Here is a 19,789-nt window from a genome sequence, read left to right on the forward strand (position 1 = left end):
GAATGTCCGACGGATACCTAGGAAAAGAAAGAGACACATGGGAGCGCAACTTCGGGTCTACCGGCAGAAGATCAAGTCTGCCCAGACGATGAAGAAGATCACCCGCGCCATGGAGCTGATCTCGGCCTCACGGATTACCAAGGCCCAGCAGCGCGTGGCCGCGTCTGGCCCGTACTCGCGCGCCGTGACTCGTGCGGTGTCGGCTGTTGCGACGTTCTCGAACGTCGATCACATCCTGACCACCGAGCCCGAGAAGATCGAACGCGCCGCGATCGTCATCTTCACGTCCGACCGCGGTCTCGCCGGTGCCTTCAGCTCCGGAGCGATCAAGGAAGCGGAAGAGCTCGCGAGCCTGCTTCGCAGCCAAGGCAAGGATGTCGTGTACTACCTCGTCGGCCGCAAGGCCGTCGGGTACTTCTCCTTCCGCCACCGCGAGTCCGAGCGGCAGTGGACCGGTGGCACCGACCAGCCGGTCTTCGAGACTGCGCAGGAGATCGGTGCGGCGCTGGTTGAGAAGTTCGTGCAGCCCGCCAGCGAGGGTGGCGTCGATGAGATCCACATCGTTTACAACCGCTTCGTGAGCATGGTCAGCCAGGTTCCGCAGGTCGTTCGTCTCCTCCCGCTCGAGGTCGTCGAGGGCGTCGAAGAGCCCGGTGACACCGACGTGCTGCCGCTGTACGAGTTCGAGCCCGAGGTTGACGCGGTGCTTGACTCGCTGCTTCCGGTGTACATCGAGAGCCGGCTCTTCAACGCGATGCTGCAGTCCGCGGCATCCGAGCACGCGGCCCGTCAGAAGGCAATGAAGTCGGCCAGCGACAACGCCGACAACCTCGTGCGCGACTACACCCGGTTGGCGAACAACGCCCGCCAGTCCGAGATCACCCAGCAGATTTCCGAGATCGTGGGCGGCGCTGACGCCCTCGCCTCGGCGAAGTAGCAACCCACAGGAGAGAGAACGAATGACTGACACCGCTACCGCGCCGGTCGCAGCTGAGACCGCTGCCGGCGTCGGCCGTATCGCCCGTGTGACAGGTCCGGTCGTGGATATTGAGTTCCCCCACGACTCGATCCCCGAGATCTACAACGCGCTCAAGACGACCATCACCATTGGCAACGTGTCCACCGAGCTGACGCTCGAGGTCGCGCAGCACCTCGGCGACGACGTCGTGCGCGCCATCGCGCTGAAGCCGACTGACGGCCTCGTGCGTGGCCAGGAGGTCACCGACACCGGCGCAGCCATCTCGGTGCCTGTCGGCGACGTGACCAAGGGCAAGGTCTTCAACGTCACCGGTGACATCCTGAACCTTGAGCCAGGCGAGACCGTCGAGATCACCGAGCGCTGGCCCATCCACCGTCGTCCGCCGGCCTTCGACCAGCTCGAGTCGAAGACCCAGCTCTTTGAGACCGGCATCAAGTCGATCGACCTCCTCACGCCTTACGTGCTCGGTGGGAAGATCGGCCTCTTCGGTGGTGCTGGTGTCGGTAAGACCGTGCTCATCCAGGAGATGATCCAGCGCGTTGCGCAGGACCACGGTGGTGTATCGGTGTTCGCCGGTGTCGGCGAGCGCACCCGTGAGGGCAACGACCTGATCCACGAAATGGATGAGGCAGGCGTCTTCGACAAGACCGCACTTGTCTTCGGCCAGATGGACGAGCCGCCGGGAACGCGTCTTCGCGTCGCCCTCTCCGCGCTGACCATGGCGGAGTACTTCCGCGACGTGCAGAAGCAGGACGTGCTGTTGTTCATCGACAACATCTTCCGCTTCACGCAGGCCGGTTCCGAGGTCTCCACGCTGCTCGGCCGTATGCCGTCCGCTGTGGGTTACCAGCCGAACCTCGCCGACGAGATGGGCGTTCTGCAGGAGCGCATCACCTCGACGCGTGGTCACTCGATCACGTCGCTGCAGGCCATCTACGTGCCCGCTGACGACTACACCGACCCGGCCCCGGCAACCACCTTCGCGCACCTTGACGCGACCACCGAGCTGTCGCGTGCGATCGCGTCGAAGGGTCTGTACCCGGCGATCGACCCGCTGACCTCGACCAGCCGCATCATGGACCCCCGCTACTTGGGCGAGGACCACTACCGCGTGGCCACCACGGTCAAGCAGATCCTTCAGAAGAACAAGGAACTGCAGGAGATCATCGCCATCCTCGGTGTCGACGAGCTCTCCGAAGAGGACAAGGTCACGGTGTCGCGTGCGCGCCGCATCGAGCAGTTCCTCTCGCAGAACACCTACATGGCGAAGAAGTTCACCAACGTCGAGGGCTCGACCGTTCCGCTGAAGGACACCATCGAGTCGTTCGACGCGATCGCTCGCGGTGACTTCGACCACGTCGCCGAGCAGGCGTTCTTCAACGTCGGTGGCATCACCGACGTCGAAGAGAAGTGGGCCAAGATCCAGAAGGAGAACGGCTAAGCATGGCCGAGCTCAAGGTGAGCGTCGTCTCGGCTGACCGTGAGGTCTGGTCGGGCCAGGCGAAGCAGATCATCGCCCGCACCACTGAGGGTGAGATCGGTATTCTGCCTGGTCACGAACCGATCCTCGCGATCCTCGCCGAGGGTGACGTGCGCGTGACCACGACCGCTGGTGACGTGGTGACGGCGAAGGCGGATGGCGGATTCCTTTCCGTCGAGCACGACACCGTTACCCTTCTCGCTGGCGCTGCCCACTTGGTCTGAGCCAGTAGCTGAACATCACATAGCCCCGGGAGCCGCGCTCCCGGGGCTTTGTCGTTTCACCAACCAGCAGGGGATTAGGCTCGTTCGGTGCTTGTTCTGCTTCCTCCGTCTGAAACCAAACGCGACGGCGGAGCGGACGGCAGTTCACTCCGGCTCGATGCGCTGCGGTTCCCCGAACTGCAGGCGATCCGCACCGAAGCGCTTGAGGGCCTCCGCACACTCTCGGCGGATCGCGAGGCCAGCATCCGCGCACTGAAACTCGGCCGCACCCAGCACGACGAGGTCGACCGTAACCGTGCCGTCGACTCCTCGCCGCTGCTTCCCGCGGTCGACCGCTACACGGGAGTGCTCTACGACGCACTGGATGCCCCGAGCCTGTCACCCCGGGCGCGAGTATTCGCCAGCGAGCACCTGGTCATCCACTCAGCACTGTTCGGCCCGATCGGCGCCCTTGACCCGATCCCGGCGTACCGGATGTCGCACGACTCCAAGTTGCCCGGGTTGAGTCTCAAGCGGCACTGGTCCGCCCTAGTCGCCGAAGCGCTGCACACGGCCGTGGACACCAATCCGCTCGTGCTCGACCTGCGCTCCGAGGCGTACGTGCACCTGGGGCCGGCGCCAGCTGGATCCTGGTTCGTCCGGGTGGTCTCCGAAGGGCCAGATGGCACCCGTCGGGCGCTCAATCACTTCAACAAGAAGGGCAAGGGCGAGTTCGTGCGCGCCCTGCTCAGCGCCGCGATCGATCACCAGAGTCTCGATTCGCTGCAGGAGTGGGCGGAGGCCGCAGGCATCCGGCTGGCGCCCGGGGCGGCGGGCGAGCTCGAGCTCGTCGTCTAAACGGCCGGCTGGGCTCAACGCTCACTGCGCCGGACTCAACGTTCACGGCGCCGGGCTCAACGCTTACGGCGCCGAGTGCTGCCGGGGCGGCGGTCATCCGGCGGAGGCCAGCTCGTCACCGGCCGCGGTCACATCTTCACTGGCGTGGCCGCGTCTTCACCCGCCGACGTGAGCGCGCTGACCTTGTAATGGATGCGTTCGTGCTCGAGCAGCCACAGTTTGGTGGCCACCCCGCTGCCCTGGCTGTACCCGGTAACCATCCGTCCCGCGCCCAGTACCCGGTGACACGGAACGATGAGCGGGATCGGGTTGGCGGCGACCGCCGCCCCCACGGCCCGTCCGGCGGCCGCATGTCCGATAGCGGCGGCGATCGCACCGTAGGAAGTCACCTGTCCGCACTTGACCGACTGGAGCTTGTGCCAGACCGCCTTCTGGAACGGAGTGCCGCCCAGCTCGACAGGAAGGGTGAACGCCCGACGCGAGCCGATCAAGTACTCCGAGACCTGCCGAGCGGCGCGATCGATCAGCCGATTCCCGCATTCGTCGAGGTGGTCATGCGGCAGGGTGTGATCCCTCTCGATCGACAGCGAGGTGATGTAGTCGCCGTTGGCGGTGAGCTCCACCCGGCCGAGTGGGCTGTCGAGGCGGCGGAGGAAGGCTGGAGGGGCTGGTGGGCTGAGTGACTCTGTCATGCGCGAGACGGTAGCCGCGGCATCCGGCATCGTGGACCTGGCCGGCCTGCCCTTGCGGAAGACGCGGCCACCCTGCCGGTCGGGGAGGATAGGACGGTGACTATCGAATACCGCAACCTTGGCCGCTCCGGCCTCCGTGTCAGCACAGTCGGCCTCGGCTGCAACAACTTCGGCCGCCCGGGCACGAAGACCGAGACGCAGGAGGGCACCGACGCCGTCATCCATGCGGCGATCGATGCGGGCGTGACCTTCTTCGACACCGCCGACATCTACGGCTACGAGTACGGCCGCAGCGAGGCCATGATGGGTCACTCGCTGGCCGGGCGCCGTGACCAGATCGTGCTGGCCACGAAGTTCGGGCACACCGACTACGAGTCACCGCTGCTGCACTGGGGTGCGAAGGGATCGCGGAGGTACGTGCGGCAAGCCGTGGAAGGCTCGCTGCGCCGGCTGCAGACCGACTGGATCGACCTCTACCAGCTGCACACGCCCGATCCACTCACTCCGATCGAAGAGACCCTCCACGCGCTCGACGACCTCATCCGTGAGGGCAAGGTGCGCTACATCGGGCACTCGAACTTCGCCGGCTGGCAACTCGCCGACGCCGAGCTGAAGGCCGAGCTGTACCGGCATCCGAAGTTCGTCTCCGCGCAGAACGAGTACAGCCTGCTCGCGCGCGACGCCGAACGCGAGGTGCTTCCCGCCGTGAACGAGTACGGACTCGGCTTCCTGCCCTGGTTCCCGCTCTACAACGGCTTGTTCACTGGCAAGTTCAGCCGCAGTGGTGGCCCGGCGGACACGCGGATCATGCGACAGCGTCCACACCTGTTCCAGAACGCCCCGTGGGACGCGATCGAGAAGTACGAGGCGTTCCTCGCCGAACGCGGGGTGGGCATGCTCGAGGGCACCTTCGGCTGGCTGCTCGCCCAGCCGGGACTTACCAGCGTGATCGCCGGCGCCACCACGCCCGAGCAGATTCGCCAGAACGCCGAGGCTGGCACCGCGTGGAAGCCGTCGGCCGACGAGGTCCTGACCATCTCGGAGATCTTCGCCGTCAGCTGAGTTCTCCACAGGCCGGTTTTTCTCCACAGCGGCCAGCGCGCGCTCGACGGACAGTGAGCGACCGGCGCACGCTGGCCGCATGCCCACAGTCGTCAAAGCACAACAACCGCAGGACTTTCTCGCTCTGGTGCCGCAGTTGGCGGGATTCCAGCCCCGCAACAGCGTCGTGCTGGTTGCCTTCCGCGGCAAACGGACCTGCGGCGCCATGCGGTTCGATCTGCCGAACAGCACATCGCCGAAGGTCCATAAGGCGATGGCGCTCACCATCGTCGGCATGCTCTGCAAGATTCCCGGCGTCGACGCGTTGGTGCCGGTGGTCTACACCGACGAACTCATCGGCGACGGCCCGGTTGCCCAGCTGGGCTTCGCGCGAGCGCTGATCCGACGCGCCCGCCTGTCCGGCTTCCAGGTCCGCGATGCGCTCTGTCATGCGGCTGACGGCTGGGCCAGCTACCTCGATCCGGATCTCGCGGTTCGCCCGCTGCGAGAGGTTGCCGAGTCGCCGGTGAACGATCTCATTGACGCGGAGCTTCCGGATGCCGCGGACGGCGCTCGGCTGCCCGACGCTGACCTCGTGGTGAAAGAGCAGGTCGGTCGAGCACTGCGCGACCTGACGCGACGCATCGAACGCTTCGAGGCGGATGTCGAGGCCTATCTCGAGGATCCCGACACCGCGATCGATGACGCCGGGTCAGACCTTGATGACAGGGCAGCCGTTCTCGACGACTTTGAGGCGGGCCTCGACGATCCGATGCTGATGTTCGAGGCGGCGCTTCATGCCGGCCCGGAGGCGCTCAACCCGGCTGCATGCGCGCGACTGCTGTTCTGCGTTCAGCACCCGCCGACCCGCGACGCGGTGATGCTGCAATTCGCGTGGGGCATCAAGATCGGAGAGGCCGTGCTTGACAGCAACCTCCGTTACGCCTCCGATCACACCGTCGACGAGGTGATCGAAGAGGCCAGCCGCCGGCTGCTCGGTGATGCTCCGCGGCCGGACCCAGGCCGGATCGAGCAAGCCGTGCACCTGCTCAAGTGGCTCGCCACCGTTGCGCCGCGTGCCGCCCGGCCTGCCCCGCTGGTGATGCTCGCCTGGTTGAACTGGGCGCTGGGCCGGGGCACGTCAGCCGCCCTGCTCATCGTCCGTGCCCTGGAGATTGACGCCGAATACGGCATGGCCACCCTGCTGCGGCAACTGTTCGCCTCCGGCCGGCTACCAGAATGGGCGTTCGCCGCCGATGATCAACGCCTCGACCAGGACGAGGATCCACGTGTCGCTCAGTGACCGGTCAACGGCGACCGATCAACGGGCCGATCTCTCGCGCGATGATCGAGGGCCGCCCGCTGAGCCGTTCCTCGACGTCAGCCGCTGCCATTCCGATCAATCCGAGGTTGGCGCCGGCGAATCGCAGCGGCTCCGGCTCCCAACGGCGGGAGGCGTGTCCGACCCATGGCAAGCCGGTGAGCTCGGACTCACGGCCGGTGAGCAGGTCGGCGAGGGTGCGTCCCGCGAGATTCGTGGTGCTCAGTCCGTCGCCGACGTAGCCGCCGGCCCGGCCGATCCCGGTGCGCGGATCGAATCCGACCGATGCATGCCAGTCCCGCGGGATGCCGAGCGGCCCACCCCAGCGATGGGTGATCTTCGCCGTCTCCGACCCGGGCAGCAGATCGTGGAGCGCCCGACGCAGGTGCTCGAAGACTCTGGGCACCCGGTCGTAGGCGGCGCTGATGCTGCTGCCCCAGTGGTAGCGCGCGCCGCGTCCACCGAACGCGATACGGTCGTCCGCGGTCCGCTGGCCGTACACGAGCAGATGCCGGAAGTCGGTGAAGGTCTGTCCCGGGCCGATGCCGACACTGTCCCAGAAAGATGCCGACAGTGGTTCGGTCGCGAACATGAGCGAGTAGAGCGGCAGGAGGTCGCGATGACTCTGCCGCAGGCCGGCGCCGTAGCCCTCGGTGGCCAGCACCACCTGCGACGCGGTGACCGTGCCGTGGGTGGTGCGCACCGAACCGGGCGTCCAGCCGAGCACCGCCGTCCGCTCGTAGATGGTCGCGCCCCGGTGCTCGATCACCCGGGCAAGACCGCGCACAAGCTTCGCCGGGTGCAGCCGGGCGCAGTCCGGATTGAACAGGGCCGCATCATCCAGGATGCGGGTCTCGCCGAAGCGCTCCGCCTCAGCCCGCTCTGCAACGGCCCGCCTGCGCTGGCTGGGGGAGCGCACGAACGCGACCGTGCCGCCCCGGGCGAAGTCGCAGTCGATCCCCTCGGCCGCGGTGACCCGGCCGACTTCACCGACCGTGTCCACCATCGCGCGGCGCATCGCCAGGGCTTGCGCATTGCCGTGCCGCCGTTCCAGCGCCGTCGGCGATGCCGGGAACAGGGCCGAGCACCACCCGCCGTTGCGGCCGGATGCGCCAAAGCCGGCAATCTCCCGTTCGAGCACGACGACCGTCAGGGTCGGGTCGGCGCGCAGCAGGTAGTACGCGGTCCAGAGGCCGGTGAGCCCGCCGCCGATGATGGCGACATCCGCCGACAGGTTGCCCGGTAGCGAGGGCCTCGGGGTCAGGTCATCGTCAACCGTATCGTGCCAGAACGACAGTTCGCGGTACCTGTCCATCGTGGTCGGAGGCCCGTGCTCAGGGGACGGCGTTAGACGACGCCGCTCAGAGGTGGCTCCACGCCTCGGAGAGCACCCCGCGCAGGATCTGCTCGATCTCGTCGAACTCGGCCGGCCCGCAGGTCAGCGGCGGCGCCAGCTGCACGACCGGGTCGCCGCGGTCATCGGCACGGCAGTACAGCCCGGCCTCGAACAGCGCGCGTGACAGGAACCCGCGCAGCAGGTGCTCGGACTCTTCGTCGGAGAACGTCTCCCGCGTCGACTTGTCCTTCACCAGTTCGATGCCGAAGAAATAGCCGTCGCCGCGGACATCCCCGACGATGGGCAGGTCGAGCAGCTTCTCCAGCGTGGAGCGGAAGATCGGCGAGTTCTCGCGAACGCGCTCGTTCAGCTTCTCCTCCTCGAAGATGTCCAGGTTCGCCAGCGCCACGGCCGACGACACCGGGTGCCCGCCGAAGGTGTACCCGTGGTAGAACGTGGTCTGTCCATGCTTGAACGGCTCGTACACGCGGTCCGAGACGATCGTCGCGCCAATCGGCGAGTAACCGCTGGTCATGCCTTTTGCACAGGTGATCATGTCGGGCACATAGCCGTAGGTGTCGCACGCAAAGATGTTGCCGAGACGACCGAAGGCACAGATGACCTCGTCGCTGACCAGCAGCACGTCGTACTGGTCGCAGATCTCGCGCACGCGCTTGAAGTAGCCCGGCGGGGGAGGGAAGCATCCGCCGCTGTTCTGAACCGGCTCCAGGAACACCGCGGCGACCGTCTCCGGGCCCTCGAACAGGATCATTTCCTCGATCCGGTTGGCGGCCCACAAGCCGAACTCTTCGAGCGACCCGTCGAAACCCATCTCGTGGGCGCGGTAATAGTTCGTGTTCGGCACCCGGAAGCCGCCGGGCGTGACCGGCTCGAACATTTCCTTCATCGCCGGGATGCCGGTGATCGCCAACGCGCCATGCGGGGTGCCGTGGTAAGCGATGGCCCTCGAGATCACCTTGTGCTTGGTGGGGCGACCCTGCAGCTTCCAGTAGTACTTCGCCAGCTTGAAGGCGGTCTCCACCGCTTCGCCGCCGCCGGTGGAGAAGAACACCCGGTTCAGATCGCCAGGGGCGTGGTCGGCGAGCCGGTCGGCCAGCTCGATCGCCGCCGGGTGCGCGTACGACCAGAGCGGGAAGAACGCCAGTTCCTCGGCCTGCTTCGCGGCGACTTCGGCGAGCCGTTTGCGGCCGTGCCCGGCGTTGACCACGAACAGGCCGCTCAGCCCGTCGAAATAGCGTTTGCCGGTCGAGTCCCAGATGTGGTGGCCCTTGCCGCGCGTGATGATGGGCACCGGGTGACCGTCCTCGAGCGCCGACTGCCGGGTGAAGTGCATCCAGAGGTGATCCTTGGCCTTCTGCTGCATCAGGCTGTGATCGGATGTCTCGACGAGTTGTTCGGTCGTCATGGTTATCGCGTTCCCCAGTTGTAGAACTGCTTGTGCAGTCGGAGGTAGACGAAGGTCTCGGTGGACTGCACGCCATCGAGCGTTCGGATCTGCTTGTTCAGCAGTTCGATGAGGTCGTCGTCGTTCTCACAGACCACCTCAATGAGCAGGTCGAAGCTGCCTGCGGTCAACACGACATAGTCGACAGCGGGCATCTCCCCGAGCGTTTCGGCAAGCTTTGTGGTGTCGCCAGTGGCCCGGATGCCGATCATCGCCTGGCGGTAAAAACCGAGCTGCATCGGGTCGGTGACTGCCACGATCTGCATCACGCCCGCCTCGGTGAGCTTCTGCACTCGTTGCCGCACCGCCGCTTCGCTCAGCCCGACGGCCTTCCCAATCTCCGCGTAGGACCGGCGCCCGTCCTCCTGCAGCTGCTCGACGATCGCCTTCGAGACGTCGTCGAGATGATTGGGTTTCCTGGCCGCCATGCCTCGATTCTGTCAGTGAGAGTGGTCTCATTCAAGCGAATCCGTATCTGGAAGGCGTTTCCACCACTGAAATCGATGGTTGCGCCCCGGATCGAGCAGCTCGATAGTCTGTGGGGTATGGCCAACCGCACCTGCGCGTCGTCGCCGGTCTCCCACGTGATGAGTTACCTCCGCGAGTGAACAGCTACGACCCTGAATCGCCAGACCGCGAACGCGACACCGAGGACACCATCCTGCGTCCCAGCCCGCCGGACGCGCCCGGACATTCCACCGCCGATGAGGACACCGTTCTGCTCGACCCTGGCCTGCTCGGCATCCGCGACCTCGAGGACACCGTCCGGGGCTCGGTCCGCGGGGCACCCACCGCCGCAGCGCGCCGTCCGGAGGCTGCCCCGGTAGCCGATCACCGGTTCCGGATGCCGGACGGCGAGGAGTACCTGCTTGACACGCCCGCCCTGATCGGCCGGAAACCTGCGCCGCCGCGGATCGCCGCGGGCCCGGTGCGCCTGCTCGCGGTCCCGTCCCCTCGTGGAGAAGTGTCATCCACGCACATCGAGTTGCGGGCATCCGGCCGGGCTGTCGTGGTCACCGATCTCAAATCGACCAATGGCACAACCGTCAGCGTTCCGGGCAATGCTCAGCGTAAACTGCGTCAGGGTGAATCGATGGTGGTCACCCCCGGCTCGTTAATCGACATCGGGGATGGCAATATTGTCGAGATTCTTCCCACGAACATTCGGGAAGTAAACCCCCAACCTTCAGGAAAGGCCTCGTGACACAGATCGGCCACGACATTGCCGACTTCGCCCTGACCGTGCCAGGGGCGGAGGATGCGCAAATTCGCCTGTCCTGGGCGAGCTCGACCGACACCGGCCTCCGCCGGGCGATCAACGAGGACTCCTCCATCGCCCAGTCGCCGATCTTCGCGGTGGCGGACGGCATGGGAGGGCACTCCTCCGGGGACCTCGCCAGTGACGCCGTCGTCTCCAGGCTGGCTGAGATGGCCGTGACCGACTTCCTCACCCCCGAGCAGATCACCGCGGCGCTCATCGACGCCACCAGCGACATCGACGGGGTGAGCGACCAGAGCCGGCTCGGCGTGGGAACGACCGTCACCGGAGTCGCACTGGCTATGCAGGGTCACCAGCCCTGTTTCGCCTTCTTCAACGTGGGGGACAGTCGGGTCTACCTGTACGAGGCTGACCGCCTGGTGCAGATCACTGTGGACCATTCGGTCGTGCAGGAGATGGTGGATGCCGGGCTCCTCAGCGCAGCGGACGCGGAGACCCACCCCGACAGCAACGTGATCACCCGGGCCATCGGCTTCGGCGCACCGCCGCAGCCGGACTACTGGATGGTGCCGACCCGCACCGGCCAACGCATTCTGGTCTGCTCCGACGGGCTCACCAAGGAAGTCACCAACGACGAGATCGCCCGGGTGCTGGCGCGTCGCGAGCCTCCGCTGCCGACCGCGCACGCGCTGGTGGAAGCGGCGCTCGCCGGTGGCGGTCGCGACAATGTGACCGTGGTGATCGTCGACGTGCTTGACGCGCCCGAGGAACTGCCCGAGGACACCGCGCCCACCGGCCGCTGATGAAGTTGCCCCCTGTTCGGGGTGGTGCCCACAGCGGCGTCGCCGGGGTTGCCTAGAATAGACGCGTCCGGGCCGGTTCAGCGAGGGGGAATCGTTTGCGCAGACTTCCTTCCCAGCCACCAGTCCTACCGGGGTTCACGCACCTGCACGTGCTTGGTTCCGGAGGGTTCGCCGACGTCTTCCTGTACGAGCAGAACATGCCCAGGCGCCAGGTCGCCGTGAAGGTGATGCTGAGCGACGTGGTCAACGACAGCGGCAGGGCGATGTTCCAGGCCGAAGCCAACCTGATGGCCCAGCTCAGCTCGCACCCGTCGATCCTCACGGTGTATCAGGCGAGCGTCGCCTCGGATGGCCGTCCCTACCTGGTGATGGAGCTGTGCTCGGCGAAGCTCAGCGAGCGTTACCGGCGCGAGCGGATCCCGGTACCCGAAGTGCTCAGCATTGCCGTGAAGATCGGCAGCGCGATTGAGACCGCCCATCGCGCGGGGGTCCTGCACCGAGACATCAAGCCCTCCAACATCCTCACCACCGCGTATGGGCACCCGGTGCTCTCGGACTTCGGCATCGCCGCGACGGTCGGCCAGTCGCAGGGCGCCGACGCCATCGGCATGAGCGTGCCATGGTCGGCTCCCGAGGTGCTGCTCGATGAGACCGCGGGCACCATCGAGACCGAGGTGTATTCGTTCGCGGCAACGGTGTACTCGCTGCTCGCGGGGCGGTCACCGTTCGAGCATCCCGGTGGCTCCAACTCCTCGGCTGACCTCATCTCCCGGATCACCCGAGGCAAGCTGCAGCCGATCGGCCGCCCGGATGTTCCGGCGAGCCTCGAGGCCGCGCTTCGCCGAGGGATGGCGCGGAAGCCGGAACAGCGTCCCTCAAGCGTGCTGGAGTTCTTGCGGGACCTGCAAGCGGTGGAGACCGAACTCGGGCTACCGCAGACGCCGGTCGAGGTGGCGATGGACGACTGGGCCCTGGCAACGGTCGCAGACCTCGAGGACCGCACGCGCGTCCGTGGCGTGGCAGGCAATGTCAACGCGGCCAAGCGTCGCAGGCGGCGGGCGATCGCGGAGGGATACCAACCGGTTGGCACGGTGCTGCGTTCCTCCAGTTCGAGACGCACGTCCGGCACATCGCCGCAGCGACCGAACCGCTCGGTACAGGTGCTGACCTGGGTGCTGGTAGCCGCGTCCGTGCTGGTGATCGCGGCCGGTGCCACGGCAACGCTCATGCTCATCCGCGCGAACTCGTCGGATATCCCGGTGGTCAGCAACATTGCGGGGGAGCGCTCCGACGGTGTCGTCAGATTCAGTTGGGACGACCCTGGCATCGCGCCCACCGACAGCTACAGCGTGCAACTGGGCGATCGCGCCGCCTCGACCCAGCAATCAACCCAGTTCCAGGTCGACGCCGCGGCCGGCACCCGGGTCTGCATCACCGTCGCGGTCAACCGTGAAGGCAAGATGGGCCCGCCCAGCACCGAGAAATGCGTGGACGTGCCTGAGTGAGCACGTTGAGGACTTGGCTGGCCGCGCGGCGATCCGGTGTCGTCACCGCGACCAGCGGCGTGCTCATTGCCGCGCTGGTCGGCACGGTCGCGGTCGTGTCCTCCGGGTACACGGCCCAGAAAGTCACCCTCACCGACGGGGCCGTCTGGGTTCCGAACGGTGAGGATCAGGTGATCGGCCGGGTCAGCACGGAAGTGCTCGCAGTCGACACCGTCGTCGAAGCGGGCAGCCAGGACCTCGACGTCGTCCAGTCCGGCGACACCGTGCTGATGGTTGACAACGCCGGCAGCAAACTTGCGCTGGTCGATCCCGCGACCGCCCAGGCGGTGGAGAGTGTCCCGCTGCCACCCGAGGAAACCGAGGTGTACCTCGCCGCCGACCGGGCCGTCATCCACGCCCAGCAGACCGGCGAGATCTGGATTGTCGGCACCGCGGAGCTGGCCGCGTTCGACCCGGAGAGTGAACCCCAGCTCAGTCTCGGCGCGAACTCCGTCGCGGCAGTCGATCCGAACGGCGTGCTGTTCGTGTTCTCGCCGGAAGCGCGGACGGTGTACCGCATCGACGCGGCCCGCGGCGACTCGGTGGAATCCACCGCGGCAACCGAGTTCGGCGAGGCCGACGGCAGTTACCAGATCACGACGGTCGATGGCCGGTGGGTGGTTCTGGATGTCGAAGAGCAACGCCTGCAGACCGGTGACACGGTCATCGGCCTAGACGACATCGCCGGCGACCAGCTCGCGCTGCAAGCTCCATCGGCGGGCGGCAGCAGCGTGCTCATCGCCCATGATCAAGGGCTGATGCGGGTTCCGCTCGGCGGCGCCGACCCGCAGGAGGTCACCGACCAGGGTTCGGGGACCGCCACTCGGCCGCTCGTCGTCGACGACTGCGCGTACACCGCCTGGAGTTCGGGCACGCTCTGGCGGCAATGCGAGAACGCGGACGCCGAGACGATCGGCTTGCAGTCCATGCCGCCGGCCGCGCGGCTCGACTTCGCTGCCAACGGTGATCGGGCGGTGCTGAACGATCGCGCCGGTGGGGCGAGCTGGGCGATCCAGCAAGGCGGTCAGCTGATCGACAACTGGGACGATCTGCTCAATGAAGAGGAAGACCGGCAGCAGGTCGAGGAGAACGACGAAGACACCCCGCCCGAGCTCGAGCGCACCCAGGTCGCGCCGGTAGCCATCGACGACGAGTTCGGTGCCCGACCGGGTCGTTCGACGGTCCTTCCCGTGCTGTTGAACGACTACGACGCCAACGGCGACGTCCTCGTGATCGAGAGCACCGACGAACTCGACCCGTCGCTCGCGCGCCTTGACTTCATCAACCAGCGACAACAGCTGCTGCTCACGTTGCCCGAGGACGCCAGCGGAGCGTTCACGATCGGCTACACCATCAGCGACGGCCGCGGCGGTTCGGCCTCAGCGACGATAACCGTCACCATCCGCGCCGACGGTGAGAACTCGGCGCCGGTCCAGGTGCGGCAGACCAAGGCGACCGTGCAGCAGGGCAGCAGCGTGACCACGAACGCGCTGGGGGACTGGGTCGATCCCGACGGTGACGCCTTCTACCTGTCCAGCGCCGCGGTCGCCCACCCTGACGCTGTCAGCTTCGAGCCGGACGGCACGGTCGTCTTCAGCGAACGCGGCGGCGCCGGCGACATCCGCCAGATCGCCCTGGTCGCAACGGATGGCACCGCCGACGGCGTCGGCGGACTCGCCGTCACCGTGCACCCCACCGGCGCAGTGCCGATCATCGCCGAGCCGTTCGCGGTGGTCGCCTACGCCGGTCAGCCGGTGACGGTCACCCCGCTCGCCCACGTCCGTGGCGGCAACGGGGTCGTCCGGCTGAACGGCGTGCCTGACAAGGCGGGCGCGACGATCGTCCCCAGCTACGAGGACGGCACCTTCACCTTCGTCAGCGACCAGGTGCGCACTCACTACCTCGAGTACGTGGTGGCGGACAGTGAACAGTCGGTCACGGGGCTGGTGCGGGTTGTCGTGCAAAGCCCACCGGACGCGAACTCGACACCGATCACGGTGCCGAAGACGGTGTTCGTCAAGACGCTGAGCAGCGAAACCGTTGACGTGGCCGCGACCGACATCGACCCGGCCGGCGGTGTGCTGATCGTCACCGAGGTCATGAACGTCCCCATCAGCGGGGGAGTGCGCGCCGAAGTGCTCGAGCAACGCTCGGTGCGAGTGACTCTCACCGCGCCGCTGCAATCGGGCTCGGCGACCTTCAACTACCGCGTCAGCAACGGCCTCGTCGACGCTGTCGGGTCGATCACCGTTGTCGAGATTCCCCGGCCGGACCAGTTGCAGCCCCCGGTCGCCACCGACGACACCGCCGGCGTGCGAGTCGGTGACGCCGTCCGCATCCCCGTGCTGGAGAACGACTTCCACCCCGACGGCGCCGAGATCGGGCTGAGTCCCGCGCTGGTGCAGGATGTCGCCTCCGGGGGCGGTCTGCTGTTCGCCGACGGCAACGACCTGCGCTACCTCGCACCGACCACACCCGGCGTGTACACCGCCGTGTACCAGATCACCGACCCCTCAGGCCAGACCGCACAGGCCCAGCTCACCCTCACCGTGCGCGAGGAGGACCAGGCGACGAACAACCCGCCGGTGCCGCCGACGCTCACGGCGCGCGTGATCTCCGGTGAACAGGTGCAGATCGACGCTCGGATGGACGGCACCGACCCCGACGGGGACACCGTGCAACTGCTCGGCCCCGAGAGCAACCCTTCGAAGGGCTCGGTCGTGGAGACCGGCGCCGACTACTTCGTCTACGAGGCGGGCGACTACTCGGCAGGCACCGACACCTTCGCCTACACCGTCATCGACGGGTTGGGGGCCCGGGCGACGGGCACCGTGCGAATCGGCATCACCCCGAGCGCGGGCGCCCAGAACCCCGTCGCGGTCGAGGACGAAGTTCAAGCGCGACCGGGACGCAGCGTGCTCGTGCAGGTGCTCGCCAACGACTCCGACCCCGAAGGCAGTGCGTTGACGGTGTCGGCGGTGGAGAGCGGGGATGCCGCTGTGCAAGCGGAAATCGTCGAAGAGTCGCTCGTGAGAGTCACCCCGCCCACAGTGCCGGGACGGTACGGGCTCGTCTACACGATCGAGAATGCGGCCGGCGGCAGCAGTTCGAACTTCATCACCGTGATCGTCTCGGAGACCGCGCCGCTGAGCTACCCGCAGGCCAGCGACACCGTGCTGCGACTCACCGACATCCTCGATCGAGAGGAGGTCGACGTCGACGTCCTCGCCAACGTCTTCTTCGCCGACGGCGACGCGCGGGACCTGAAGCTGTCGGTGCTGCCTGCGTGGCGCGAGAGCGCCGACGTCACGAGCCGCGCAACCGTGAGAGTGCAGATCCAGGACGACAGCCAGATCATCCCGTTCTCAGTCGCGCACCCCGATGATGACAGCGTCCGGTCCTACGCCCTGATCTGGGTACCCGGCTTCGACGACGCCCTGCCGCAACTCGATCGCACAGCGGGGCCTCTCACCGTGGTCAGCGAGGAAACCCTGCGGATCGACCTTGCCGATTACGTTGTCGCTGTCGGCGGTCGTGACGTGCGGCTCACCGACTCCGGCTCGGTGCGCGCCACGAACTCCGACGGATCAGACCTGGTCGTCGACCCGTTCACGCTCGAGTTCACCTCGGCTCCGCTCTACTTCGGGCCGGCGTCGATCACCTTCGAAGTGACCGATGGCAGTTCCGCGACCGACCCGGAGGGCCGGACCGCGATTCTGGTGCTGCCGATCACGGTCAGCCCCCGCGAGAACCAACCGCCGGTCTTCGCCGGTGCCTCGGTGGAATTCGAACCGGGGCAGGAACGCGAGTTCGATCTGGTGCGACTGACCAATTATCCGTACGCGGACGACGCCGACGAGCTTGCCTACCAACTGCTCGGAGCGGTGCCCACCGGCTTCGAGGCCGCCGTCGATGGTCAGGTGCTCCGGGTGCGGGCCGAGGAGGGCACGGCGAAGGGCACGATCACTGAACTCAACATCGGTGTGCGAGACCGCGCCGCTGCGGGTACCGCGGGCAAGATCCGGATGCAGGTCGTCGCCTCAACCCGGCCCCTCGCGCGACCCGCTGCGGACTCGCAGGTGACCAAACGCGGCGAAACCACCGTGATCGACGTGCTCGCGAACGACCAGGCCGCCAACCCGTTCCCCGGTGAACCCCTGCGTGTGGTCGCGATTCGCGGCATCGGCGGGGGAGCGCTGCCCGCGGGCGTGACCGTGACACCGAGCGCCGACAACTCACGGTTGACCGTCACGGTGAGCGGATCTGCGGCACCGAACGACAGCAACCTGCAGTACCAGGTGGCCGACGCCACGGGCGACCGGGACCGGTACGTGTGGGGCAACGTGACCATCTCGGTGCAGGACGTGCCGGACACCCCGGTTGCTCCGACCCGGGCATCCGGCGGCCACGAAGAAGGGTTGCTGACCCTCGCGCTGTCGGCTCCCCAGTTCAACAACTCGCCGATCACCCGCTACGAGGTGGTGAGCTCGAGCCACGGCAACTACCGCCGCGATTGCGGGCTGTCGCTGCGGTGCGGGCTGCCTGACCTCACCGCCGGACTCAGCTACCAGTTCTCGGTGATCGCCTACAACGGCATCGGCGCGTCGCAGGCGAGCCCGCTCAGTGCGCCGCTCAGCGCCGACTATCTCCCTGCGGCGCCGACGAGCGTGACAGCCGCCCCGGTGGCTGCGCCGGCCGCACCGGCAACGATCCGCATCTCCTGGAGCCCGGTCCCGGACCCGCAACCCGGCAGCCGGGTCAGCCGCTACGTCGTCCAGATCGCCGGATCCGGTGTGAACTGGTCCACCGAGGTCGGCCGGGACACCACCGACCCGCTCACCACGACAGCGAATGGCCAGCTGGTCCCGGGAACGAGTTACACCGTTACGGTGTACGCCAAGAATGCCGCGCAGGTCGGTGAAGCGGACTGGCGGCGAACGACGGCCACCGTGATTCCGGTCGGCCAGCCCGGCGCACCCAATCCGGCGCCGACGGCGGGGACTTCCGCCGACGGGTCGGGTGCGGTCACCGTCAGCTGGGGTGCGGCGGCGGAGAACGGGGCCGCCGGCGTGACCTACTCGATCGCCCGGTTCGACGGCTCACGGTCGGCTCCCGCGTGCAGCCCGACCAGTAAGCCGGGGGTGATCGCCGCAGGCGTCAACTCGCCCTGGACCGACAGCACCGCGCGTGACCGGAACACGTACACCTACGTGGTCTACGCCGACAATGATTATCACTGCACGTCGGCAACCACCGGCGAGGTCGAATCCAAGCAGGTGCCCGGGCAGGCCAGCGGCAGTATCAGCGTGCAAAGCAGCGGCGGCGGACAGTTCGACATCCGCGTCGACAGCCTGTCCGTGGCATCCGGAACCGCCGACAAGTACCAGTACCGCATCGGCGGATCCGCGTGGCGGGATGTCACAGTAGGGCAGTGGCTCACCTCTCTGGCCGGCAGCGGGGTGTACGGAAATCAGCAGAACGTGGAGTTCCGCGGATGCCGCGACCGCAGTGACACCTTCTGCGGGCCGCCCTCTATCCCGCTGACCGCCACCCCGGTGAACACGCGCGCGGGCATCCAGAGTTGCGTCGTCGGCAGCAACCCGATTCCGACCGCACCCAACAACAACGGTGCCGCCGCAACCGTCCTCTACATGTTCTCGTACAACATCTCGGTCCTCGGAACGCCGCCTACCTGGTCCGGCTTCACCTACACCGAGACGACGGCCGTGCCGCCGGGTGCCGTCGCTGCCCGAGTGCGCGCCACCGTTACGATCGGATCCAACAGCTACACCGACCCTGGTTGGGGTCCGATCGATGGGGGACAACCGTGTACGACACCGACACCGTGACGGCGAAGGACGGCTCCGTGACGATGACCCCCGAGCAGGCAACCTGGTTCGCCGACACCTTCGGACGGCTCGTCGCCAACGTGGAGCGCGTGCTGCTCGGCAAGACCTTCGTCATTCGCCTCGGCTTCGTCTGCCTGCTGAGCGAGGGGCACCTGCTGCTGGAAGACTTCCCGGGCACCGGCAAGACCTCCCTGGCGCGCGCGATGGCCCAGAGCGTGCGCGGCACCAGCAACCGGGTGCAGTTCACCCCGGACCTGCTGCCCGGCGACATCACCGGTGTCAGCATCTACGACCAGCGCACCGGGCACTTCGACTTCCACACCGGACCGGTGTTCGCGAATATCGTGCTCGCCGACGAGATCAACCGGGCGAGCCCGAAGACCCAATCGGCTCTGCTGGAAGTGATGGAGGAGAACCGGGTCACGGTCGATGGTGTCACCCACCCCGTCGAGGCACCGTTCATGGTCATCGCCACCCAGAACCCGATCGAGCAGGCGGGCACTTACCGGCTGCCAGAAGCCCAGCTCGACCGATTCCTGATGAAGGCATCGATCGGCTACCCGGACCACGCGTCGACCCTGCGCATCCTCGAGGGTGCGGCCACTCGCGCGCATGACACCACCGTGCCCGAAGTGGTGAGTTCGGAAGCCATCGTCGAGATGGCCCGCCTGGCCGGCACCGTGCACGTCGACCCGTCGATCAACGATTACGTGTCCCGGCTGGTCGACGCCACCCGTTCGGTGCCCGAGGTGCGGCTGGGCGTCAGCGTTCGCGGCGCGCTCGCCCTGGTCCGTGGAGCGAAGACCCTCGCCGCGGCGAACGGACGCCACTACGTGGTGCCCGACGACGTCAAGATGCTCGCCGAACCCGTACTGGCACACCGGCTGGTGCTCGACGCCGAAGCGGAGTTCGACGGTGTGACCAACTCCAGTGTGATCAGCCAGATCCTCATGCAGACCCCGCCGCCCAGCGACAGGCAAGCCGTGTGAGAGCCCGCAC

At 67.1% G+C, this 19,789-nt stretch carries 15 protein-coding genes; 11 read left to right on the plus strand and 4 right to left on the minus strand.

Annotated elements, in window-relative coordinates; genetic code table 11:
* Positions 1-37: 37 nt before the first annotated feature.
* The 4 genes from GO591_RS03625 (at position 38) to GO591_RS03640 (ending at position 3,520) form a co-directional block, all read left to right on the plus strand.
* Positions 38-937, plus strand: coding sequence for a F0F1 ATP synthase subunit gamma (locus GO591_RS03625; RefSeq protein WP_157155565.1), 900 nt, complete (start codon positions 38-40; stop codon positions 935-937).
* A gap of 22 nt (positions 938-959) precedes the next feature.
* Positions 960-2,420, plus strand: coding sequence for a F0F1 ATP synthase subunit beta (gene atpD / locus GO591_RS03630; RefSeq protein WP_157155566.1), 1,461 nt, complete (start codon positions 960-962; stop codon positions 2,418-2,420).
* 2 nt (positions 2,421-2,422) lie between these two features.
* Complete coding sequence (locus GO591_RS03635; RefSeq protein WP_157155567.1) at positions 2,423-2,683, plus strand: F0F1 ATP synthase subunit epsilon; 261 nt, start codon at positions 2,423-2,425, stop codon at positions 2,681-2,683.
* 87 nt (positions 2,684-2,770) lie between these two features.
* Entirely contained in the window at positions 2,771-3,520 is a 750-nt protein-coding gene (locus GO591_RS03640) for a YaaA family protein (RefSeq protein ID WP_157155568.1), read from the plus strand.
* Positions 3,521-3,648: 128 nt separating this feature from the next.
* Here GO591_RS03640 and GO591_RS03645 read toward each other — a convergent pair whose 3' ends face one another.
* On the minus strand, positions 3,649-4,212 hold the full coding sequence (locus GO591_RS03645; protein WP_157155569.1) for a methylated-DNA--[protein]-cysteine S-methyltransferase: 564 nt from the start codon (positions 4,210-4,212) through the stop codon (positions 3,649-3,651).
* Between the two features lie 96 nt (positions 4,213-4,308).
* Here GO591_RS03645 and GO591_RS03650 point away from each other — a divergent pair, with 96 nt between their 5' ends.
* Positions 4,309-5,274, plus strand: a complete 966-nt coding sequence (locus GO591_RS03650; protein ID WP_157155570.1) for an aldo/keto reductase — start codon at positions 4,309-4,311, stop codon at positions 5,272-5,274.
* 79 nt (positions 5,275-5,353) lie between these two features.
* Positions 5,354-6,556, plus strand: coding sequence for a DUF4192 family protein (locus GO591_RS03655; RefSeq protein WP_157155571.1), 1,203 nt, complete (start codon positions 5,354-5,356; stop codon positions 6,554-6,556).
* 4 nt (positions 6,557-6,560) lie between these two features.
* Here the strand turns inward: GO591_RS03655 and GO591_RS03660 are convergent, their stop codons facing one another.
* The 3 genes from GO591_RS03660 to GO591_RS03670 are packed head-to-tail and all read right to left on the minus strand — an operon-like array spanning position 6,561 to position 9,803.
* Complete coding sequence (locus tag GO591_RS03660; protein ID WP_157155572.1) at positions 6,561-7,889, minus strand: NAD(P)/FAD-dependent oxidoreductase; 1,329 nt, start codon at positions 7,887-7,889, stop codon at positions 6,561-6,563.
* A 46-nt stretch (positions 7,890-7,935) separates the two neighbouring features.
* Positions 7,936-9,336, minus strand: a complete 1,401-nt coding sequence (locus GO591_RS03665) for an aspartate aminotransferase family protein (RefSeq protein ID WP_157155573.1) — start codon at positions 9,334-9,336, stop codon at positions 7,936-7,938.
* A gap of 2 nt (positions 9,337-9,338) precedes the next feature.
* A complete protein-coding gene (locus GO591_RS03670; protein WP_157155574.1) occupies positions 9,339-9,803 on the minus strand; it encodes an Lrp/AsnC family transcriptional regulator in 465 nt (154 codons plus the stop codon).
* Between the two features lie 176 nt (positions 9,804-9,979).
* Here GO591_RS03670 and GO591_RS15855 point away from each other — a divergent pair, with 176 nt between their 5' ends.
* The 5 genes from GO591_RS15855 to GO591_RS03695 all read left to right on the plus strand — a co-directional run bounded on the left by GO591_RS15855 (position 9,980) and on the right by GO591_RS03695 (position 19,779).
* Positions 9,980-10,579 carry an FHA domain-containing protein gene (locus GO591_RS15855; protein WP_232466256.1) on the plus strand — a complete coding sequence of 200 codons (600 nt, stop codon included), beginning with the start codon at positions 9,980-9,982 and terminating at the stop codon, positions 10,577-10,579.
* Positions 10,576-11,397 carry a PP2C family protein-serine/threonine phosphatase gene (locus GO591_RS03680; protein ID WP_157155575.1) on the plus strand — a complete coding sequence of 274 codons (822 nt, stop codon included), beginning with the start codon at positions 10,576-10,578 and terminating at the stop codon, positions 11,395-11,397. Before GO591_RS15855 ends, GO591_RS03680 begins: the two co-directional genes overlap by 4 nt.
* 149 nt (positions 11,398-11,546) lie before the next feature.
* Positions 11,547-12,902, plus strand: coding sequence for a serine/threonine-protein kinase (locus GO591_RS03685; RefSeq protein ID WP_232466257.1), 1,356 nt, complete (start codon positions 11,547-11,549; stop codon positions 12,900-12,902).
* Positions 12,899-18,790: an Ig-like domain-containing protein gene (locus GO591_RS03690; RefSeq protein WP_157155577.1), complete on the plus strand. Its 5,892-nt coding sequence runs from the start codon at positions 12,899-12,901 to the stop codon at positions 18,788-18,790. Before GO591_RS03685 ends, GO591_RS03690 begins: the two co-directional genes overlap by 4 nt.
* A gap of 17 nt (positions 18,791-18,807) precedes the next feature.
* Positions 18,808-19,779: an AAA family ATPase gene (locus tag GO591_RS03695; RefSeq protein ID WP_157157754.1), complete on the plus strand. Its 972-nt coding sequence runs from the start codon at positions 18,808-18,810 to the stop codon at positions 19,777-19,779.
* Positions 19,780-19,789 lie beyond the last annotated feature (10 nt).

The organism is Diaminobutyricimonas sp. LJ205 (genome assembly GCF_009755725.1).
Lineage (GTDB): Bacteria > Actinomycetota > Actinomycetes > Actinomycetales > Microbacteriaceae > Ruicaihuangia.